8 protein-coding genes and 1 tRNA gene are annotated in these 6,932 nt (G+C 67.5%); 7 read left to right on the top strand and 2 right to left on the bottom strand.

The window, feature by feature from the left end; translation table 11 throughout:
- Nucleotides 1-12: 12 nt before the first annotated feature.
- Together MEICH_RS0109955 and MEICH_RS0109950 are read right to left on the bottom strand one after the other, a co-directional pair.
- Nucleotides 13-993: an ATP-binding protein gene (locus MEICH_RS0109955; protein ID WP_027892495.1), complete on the bottom strand. Its 981-nt coding sequence runs from the start codon at nt 991-993 to the stop codon at nt 13-15.
- A 206-nt stretch (nt 994-1,199) separates the two neighbouring features.
- A tRNA-Lys gene (locus MEICH_RS0109950) sits at nt 1,200-1,275 on the bottom strand.
- A gap of 260 nt (nt 1,276-1,535) precedes the next feature.
- Here MEICH_RS0109950 and MEICH_RS0109945 point away from each other — a divergent pair.
- The 7 genes from MEICH_RS0109945 to MEICH_RS0109915 all read left to right on the top strand — a co-directional run bounded on the left by MEICH_RS0109945 (nt 1,536) and on the right by MEICH_RS0109915 (nt 6,684).
- Entirely contained in the window at nt 1,536-2,357 is an 822-nt protein-coding gene (locus MEICH_RS0109945; RefSeq protein WP_051304085.1) for a cytochrome c oxidase subunit II, read from the top strand.
- Between the two features lie 93 nt (nt 2,358-2,450).
- On the top strand, nt 2,451-4,202 hold the full coding sequence (locus tag MEICH_RS0109940) for a cytochrome c oxidase subunit I (protein WP_027892493.1): 1,752 nt from the start codon (nt 2,451-2,453) through the stop codon (nt 4,200-4,202).
- Nucleotides 4,203-4,204: 2 nt separating this feature from the next.
- Nucleotides 4,205-4,819 (top strand): cytochrome c oxidase subunit 3 family protein, encoded by a 615-nt coding sequence (locus MEICH_RS0109935; protein WP_027892492.1) that lies wholly within the window; start codon nt 4,205-4,207, stop codon nt 4,817-4,819.
- 119 nt (nt 4,820-4,938) lie between these two features.
- Complete coding sequence (locus MEICH_RS0109930) at nt 4,939-5,616, top strand: cytochrome c oxidase subunit 3 (RefSeq protein WP_027892491.1); 678 nt, start codon at nt 4,939-4,941, stop codon at nt 5,614-5,616.
- A 32-nt stretch (nt 5,617-5,648) separates the two neighbouring features.
- Nucleotides 5,649-5,987 carry a cytochrome C oxidase subunit IV family protein gene (locus tag MEICH_RS0109925; protein ID WP_027892490.1) on the top strand — a complete coding sequence of 113 codons (339 nt, stop codon included), beginning with the start codon at nt 5,649-5,651 and terminating at the stop codon, nt 5,985-5,987.
- Entirely contained in the window at nt 5,984-6,337 is a 354-nt protein-coding gene (locus MEICH_RS0109920; RefSeq protein WP_157202700.1) for a hypothetical protein, read from the top strand. The genes MEICH_RS0109925 and MEICH_RS0109920 overlap by 4 nt, the downstream gene beginning before the upstream one ends.
- Nucleotides 6,325-6,684 carry a hypothetical protein gene (locus tag MEICH_RS0109915; RefSeq protein ID WP_027892488.1) on the top strand — a complete coding sequence of 120 codons (360 nt, stop codon included), beginning with the start codon at nt 6,325-6,327 and terminating at the stop codon, nt 6,682-6,684. Before MEICH_RS0109920 ends, MEICH_RS0109915 begins: the two co-directional genes overlap by 13 nt.
- The last annotated feature ends 248 nt before the right edge of the window (nt 6,685-6,932 follow it).

The following is a 6,932-nucleotide window of genomic DNA, read 5'->3' as shown; positions in this document are numbered from 1 at the left end:
GGGTCCGCCGAGCTAAGCTCCTCGAGCGCGGCCCGCGCCAGCCGCACCCGCTCGGCAGGGCGCGCCTGGGCGAAGGCCACCTCGCGGAAGAGCGGGTGGGCGAACTGCCCGCCCTGCAGGACCCCGGCGGCCTCGAGCCGCCCCCTCCCAAGCCGCCAGCGCCTCGGGCGACAGGCCACTGACGCGGGCCAGGCGGCCGGCGGGGCTAGAGGGGGGCAGCAGGGCCTTGGCGGTGAGCAGCGCCTGGGCCTCGGGCGCGGAGCCCAGCGCCTGGAGCTGCTGGGCGATCACCGCCTCCACGCTGATGGGGCGTAGGTCGTCGGGCGGGGGGCGCCAGCGCCAGCGCTGCCCGTCGCTCCAGAGGTAGCCCAGGCGGCCCAGGTGGCGGAAGTACTCCAGCGTGAACAGCGGGTTGCCCTGGGCGTGCCGCCAGATCCAGTCGGTGGCCTCCGGCGGCAGGGCCGAGCCCGCCTCGCCCTCCAGCAGCAGCGCCGAAGCTTCCGGGCTCAGGGGCTCGACGGCGTGGTTCTCGAAGGGGGCGGGCAGGGCGTTGCGGCCGGTGACCAGCAGGGCGACCCCCCGGCTGTGGCCCACCGCCTCGGCCAGGGCCACCCAGAAGGCCAGGCGCTCCCCCTCCGCCTCGTGCAGGTCCTCGACCAGGAGGATGAAGGGGGCCAGTTGCACCAGGTGGGCCGCCAGGGCCCCCGCCGCCGCCAGGGGCGTGGCCTGGCCCCGGGCGAAGCGCTCGAGCGCGCTCCGCACCCAGGGCGGGGAGTCGGGGGCCATGGGCAGCGCCGCCAGGAGGCCGCCGGCCGCCAGCGAGGCCGGGAGCTGGCGGGTGGGGCAGGGCACCCCGGCCAGCACCTGCCGCGCGGTCCAGGTCTTGCCCACCCCCGGCGGCCCCACCAAGGCCACCGCCACGCCCTTTCGCTTGGAGAGCACCCAGCTCAGGCGCTTGGTCAGGTTGGGGATGAGGGCGGCGGTCGGGACCATCGGAAAAAACCCTGGGCAGCGCTCGGAGCGCCGGGGGGCCGGGTTTGGGGGAGCGCCACGAGAATTGTACAAGCGCCACACACAAGGTCCTAATCAGGATCGTTTCCCGCCAACACCCCGCCCGGCGTGGGCGGGGCCCGGAGATTTTGGGGCGGATGTCGGGGCAAACGGAAAAGGACGGGGTGCCGGAAACCCCGTCCTGGTGCTGGTGGGTCCAGAGGGACTCGAACCCGCGACCTACCGATTAAAAGTCGGTTGCTCTACCAACTGAGCTATGGACCCGCAAAACCCAGCACCGAGGATTATAGGCAATCGGCGCGGGGCTGTCTATAGGCGGGGCGCACAAAAGCGCGGGGGGAACGGGGTCTGTAGGGGAACTTCCCGGCCGAGGAGTCCCCGAGAACACCCACCCCTACGGCAGGAGCAATTCGCCCACCCGCACGGCGCGAATGTATAGAAGGACTCGAGGCCTCTAATAGTTACGAACTTCACGATGCTTGCACAGCGGTCGCCTGTGGGCTTACCATGGGTAGCGACCAACAATGCAAGCACTGGCGCTGGCCGTCACTTTAGTGGTTATGGTGCTTGGGGCGTTCATCCTCACGGCACTGCGGGTGTGGTGGTTCGCCCCCCTGGCCTCCAACTGGGCCAGCATGGACAACCTCATCATCATCTCCCTGGTCCTGTGCGGCGCGGCCTTCATCATCATCAACCTCTTCATCGCCTACACCCTCTACGCCCACCACAGCGAACGGGGCCGCAAAGCCTTCTTCTTCGTGGATAACCCCCGGCTCGAGTGGAACCTCATCTGGTTCACCGGCCTGGGGATCGTCCTGCTGCTGGCCCCCGGGCTGTACTTCTACGCCCAGGTGATCAACCCGCCCAAGAGCCCCTACGTCGTCGAGGTCCTCACCCAGCAGTGGCTGTGGAGCTACCGCTACCCCGGCAAGGACGGGGTGTTGGGGCCCGCCGACGTCAAGAACTACACCGCGGCCAACCCCTTCGGCGTCAACGCCGAGGCCCCGGCCAGCCGCGACGACGTGCCCGCGCTCGGCGGCCCGCTCTACCTGCCGCTGGGCCGGCCCGTGCTGCTGCGCATGCGTTCCAACGACGTGCTGCACAGCTTCTACGTACCCGAATTCCGCATGAAGATGGACATCGTGCCGGGCATGGTCACCCAGATGTGGTTCACGCCCACCAAGACCGGCACCTTCCAGGTGATCTGCGCCGAGCTGTGCGGGGTGGGGCACTACAACATGGTGGGCCAGGTGGTGGTGGTCGAGCCGGACGAGTTCGAGCGGTGGCTCGAGCAACGCCCCACCGTCGCCCAGACCCTCCAGCCCACCGGGAACGCCCAGCGCTAACCGCCTCGAGCTAGACCCCAGTCCGAGCGAAAGCTCTCTCAAAACCAAGACCGTCGCCTCGGCAACCGCATCGGACTCGGGAAGAGGTGAACGATGGCGCATTCCCACCCCGGCTACCACGATCATCACATCGGTCCGGAGCCCCAGAGCTGGTGGACGAAGTACGTCTTCAGCCAGGACCACAAGGTCATCGCCTTCCAGTACGTGCTGACCGCGTTGTTCGTGGGCGCCGTGGGCATGGGGCTGTCCTGGTTGATGCGCCTGCAACTGGGCTTCCCCGGGAAAGTCGAGCTCATCAACCCGACCGTGTACTACCAGGCCGTCACCCAGCACGGCATGATCATGGTGATCTACCTGCTGACCGCGCTGCTGCTGGGGGGCTTCGGCAATTTCCTGGTCCCGCTGATGCTGGGGGCGCGGGACATGGCCTTCCCCTTCGTCAATATGCTCAGCTTCTGGGCCTACTTCCTCTCGGTGGTGGTGCTGCTGGCGAGCTTCTTCGTGCCGGGCGGCGCCACGGGGGCGGGCTGGACCCTCTACCCTCCCCAGTCCATCCTCAAGGGCACGCCGGGGTCCGACTGGGGCATCATCTTGATGCTGGTCTCGCTGCTGCTGTTCATCGTGGCGGCCACGATGGGGGGCCTCAACTACGTGACCACCGTGCTGCAACTGCGCACCAAGGGCATGACCCTCATGCGCATGCCGCTGGCGGTGTGGGGCATCTTCGTGGCGACCGTCCTGGCCTTGCTGGCCTTCCCGGCGCTGTTCGTGGGCGGGGTGATGCTGCTGCTCGACCGCACGGTGGGCTCGAGCTTCTTCCTCCCCGCCATCGTGCAGTTCGGGCAGCAACTGCCGCGCGAGGGCGGCAGCCCCCTGCTGTTCCAGCACCTCTTCTGGTACTTCGGCCACCCCGAGGTCTATATCGTGATCCTGCCCGCCATGGGCATCGTCTCCGAGCTGATCGCGGTGCACTCGCGCAAGCCCATCTTCGGCTACCCGATGATGGTGCTGTCCATCGTGGTCATCGGGGCGCTGAGCTTCATCGTGTGGGCGCACCACATGTACACCAGCGGGATGAACCCCTACTTCGGCTTCCTCTTCGCCGTGACCACCCTCATCGTGGCGATCCCCTCGGCGGTCAAGGTCTATAACTGGGTGCTCACGCTGTGGCGGGGCAACATCCACCTCACCACGCCGATGCTCTTCGCCATCGCCTTCCTCAACACCTTCCTCATCGGGGGGCTCACCGGGCTGCTCCTGGGCAACGTCATCATCGACTTCCCCCTGCAGGACACCTACTTCGTGGTGGCCCACTTCCACATGGTGATGGGGGTGGCGGCCATCGTGGCGATCTTCGGCGGCATCTACCACTGGTTCCCCAAGGCCACCGGGCGGATGATGAACGAGACGCTGGGCAAGGTGCACTTCTGGATCACCTTCGTGGGCACCTACGCGATGTTTTTGCCCATGCACCACATCGGCCTCACCGGGGTGCCCCGCCGCTACTTCGGCTTCGAGAACCTGCAGTTCATCCCCGAGTCGGTCAGGGACCTCAACGTCTTCATCACGGTGGTGGCCCTGATCGTGGGCGCGGGCCAGTTGGTGTTCGCCTACAACCTCGTCCACAGCATCTTCTGGGGCAAAAAGGTGGGCGACAACCCCTGGCGGGCGGCGACCCTGGAGTGGCAGACCCCCACGCCCCCGCCCCACGGCAACTGGGGCGACCAACCCCCGCCCCCGGTCTACCGCTGGGCCTATGACTACAGCGTCCCCGGCGAGAAGGAGGACTTCATCCCGCAGACGCGGCCCCAGGTGACGGCCGGGGCGGGCGGAGGGGGCGAGTAGCGATGCCGCAGGTCAAGGAGCGCGAGGGATCGGGCATCGTCCGCGGCCGGGGCGGCGGCGGGAACGGCGGCGGGAACGAGCCGGGGGGCCTCGAGGCCTTCCCCGTCCCCACCGCACGGCTGGGCCTGTGGATCTTCATGGCCGTGGCGACGGTGCTGTTCTCGGCCCTGGTCAGCGCCTACCTGGTGCGCATGAACCTTCCCGACTGGAAGAGCCTGAGCGAGCCCGGGCTGCTGGGCCTCAACACCGCCCTGCTGGCGCTGGCGAGCCTCTTCCTCCAGCGGGCCGCCTGGGCCAGCCGCCGCTACGACCTGGGCGCGACCCGGCGCAACCTCCAGCTCGGCGGCCTGCTGGGCTTCGCCTTCGTGGCGGGGCAGTTGCTGGCCTGGAGCCAGTTCCAGGCGATGGGCTACTTCCTGGTGAGCAACCCCTCGGCCAGCTTCTTCTACCTCATGACCGCGCTGCACGGGCTGCACCTGCTGGGCGGCCTGGTGGCCTGGGGGGTGGTGGGCTCGAGGGTTCCCCCCTCCGCCCTGTCGGTGCAACTGTGCACGACCTACTGGCACTTCCTGCTGCTGGTGTGGCTGGTGCTGTACGGCTTGCTGCTGCTGACGTGACGGCACGCCAAAGGCGTGCGCCAATATCTGCCAATAGCCAATAGCTCATAGCCTATAGCAAAAACCCGAACCCCTCTTAGCCATCAGCTATCCGCTATAAGCGTTTCTCAGGAGGCGGCGTGGAGAGACAACCCAAACGGACCCTGAAGAGCCCCAGCCAGCTCGTGAGCGACTGGGCCTCCGACCTCTCGGCCTTCAAGGTGGTCTGGGGCAAGGCGATGATGTGGATCTTCTTGCTCTCCGACACCTTCATCTTCGGCTCCTTCATCGCCAGCTACGCCTCGGCGCGGCTGGCGGCGAGCGCCACCAACTCCTGGCCCGACCCCGCCAAGGTGTTCGCGCTCGAGCTCGGCGGGCGTGAGGTGCCTTTGCTGCTCATCGCCATCATGACCGTGGTGCTCATCAGCAGCAGCGGCACCATGGCCATCGGCGTCTACCACGCCTACGGCCGCAACAAGCGCATGACCGCGCTGTTTCTGGTGATCACGGCGCTGCTGGGTCTGACCTTCGTGAGCATGCAGGCCTTCGAGTGGACCCACCTGATCCGCGACCTGGGCTTCAGGCCCTGGACCAACCCCATGGGCGCGCCCCAGTTCGGCTCCTCCTTCTTCATGCTCACCGGCTTCCACGGCCTGCACGTCACCATCGGGGTGATCTACCTGACCGTGGTGGCGGTGCGGGTGCTGAAGGGCGTTTACGACCGGGGGAGCTACGTGGGGGTAGAGATCTGCGGGCTGTACTGGCACTTCGTGGACTTGGTGTGGGTCTTCATCTTCGCCTTCTTCTACCTGTTCTGAGGCCTCGGCGAGGCGATTAACCGGGAGAACGCATGGAACACACGGATCACGCCACCGGCAAGGGCGAGCAGCACCAACCCATCCGCATCTACATCTACGTGTGGGTGCTGCTCTTCGTGCTCAGCGCTCTTTCCTACCTGCTGGACTACTTCGAGGTACACCCCGACTGGCTGCGGCGCTTCTTGATCACGGCCTTCGCCCTGATCAAGTCCGCGCTGATCGTGGCCTACTTCATGCACATGCGCTTCGAGCGGATAGGGCTGGTGCTGGCAATCCTGCTGCCGCCGCTGCTGCTGATGGCCCTGGTCGCCATCATCCTCCCCGAGGGCACCTACGTCTCCGGGGTGCGGGAGTTCTTCTTCGGGCGGTGAGGACGGTGCAGCGCCCGGTCTGGGCTCGAGGTCGGCCCGCGCGGTACAGGGCGCTGGCCTCGGCCTTGCTGCTGATCGGCCTGGCCAGCGCCGTCTTCTGGCTGAGCCTGCGCCTGGGCATGCCGGGCGCCCAGCCCAGCCTCTACACGCCCGAGGGGCTGCCCCTCGACGCCCTCTACCTCTGCAGCAACGCCGCCTGGAGCAACCTCGAGGACGCCCCCCGGCGGGCCATCCTCCAGATCGTGGGGATGGGGCTGCTGATCCCGCTGCCTTTCCTGCTGGTGGGCGGCATCGCCTACCGGCTGTACCGCTCGAGCCACAATCACAGGAGGTCGGAATGGGAGTTTTAGACATCGCCCAGGTCCTGTTCCTGGTCGCCGCCGAGAACCCAGCAGCCCCCGACCCCGCCGCCGCCCGCATCGTGGGGCTGGTGGTGGGGGTAATGAGCGCCCTCGGGGGCGCGGTGGTGGGCGCCTTCGCCAGCGTCCTGGCCCACCAGGCCACCCACAACCGCCTGAGCGGCCTGGCAATGGGGGTCATCGCCGGGGCCGCCACGGGGGCGGTGGTGGGGTTCTTCCTGGGCGGCTCCCTGCACGACGTAGGCCCCGCTCGAGGCCCCCTCATCGGCCTCCTGGGCGGGGCCATCGGCGGGCTGCTGAGCAGCTTCATGAGCACGACGGGGAAAGTGACGACCTGAGCCGGGCCTGGCCGAAGAAAGCTCATGGTTCGTGGCCTGTGCTTACCCCACCCCTTCCCTCCCCGCCCGCGGGGAGGGGGTATCCCCCCAGCCCCCCTTGCTAAGGGGGGTGACAAGGCGTCTTGCGTTTTGCGTTTTGCGTTTTGCGTTTTGCGTTTTGCGTTTTGCGTTTGGCGTTTGGCGTACGACGTACCACGTACGACGCACGACCCGCACCCAGCCATCAGCGTTCAGCACCCGGCGTAACC

The sequence above is a fragment of the Calidithermus chliarophilus DSM 9957 genome, assembly GCF_000430045.1.
GTDB classification, from domain to species: domain Bacteria; phylum Deinococcota; class Deinococci; order Deinococcales; family Thermaceae; genus Calidithermus; species Calidithermus chliarophilus.
The sequence above is the reverse complement of the archived record's forward strand: the minus strand, read 5'-3'. Positions and strand labels throughout refer to the sequence as shown.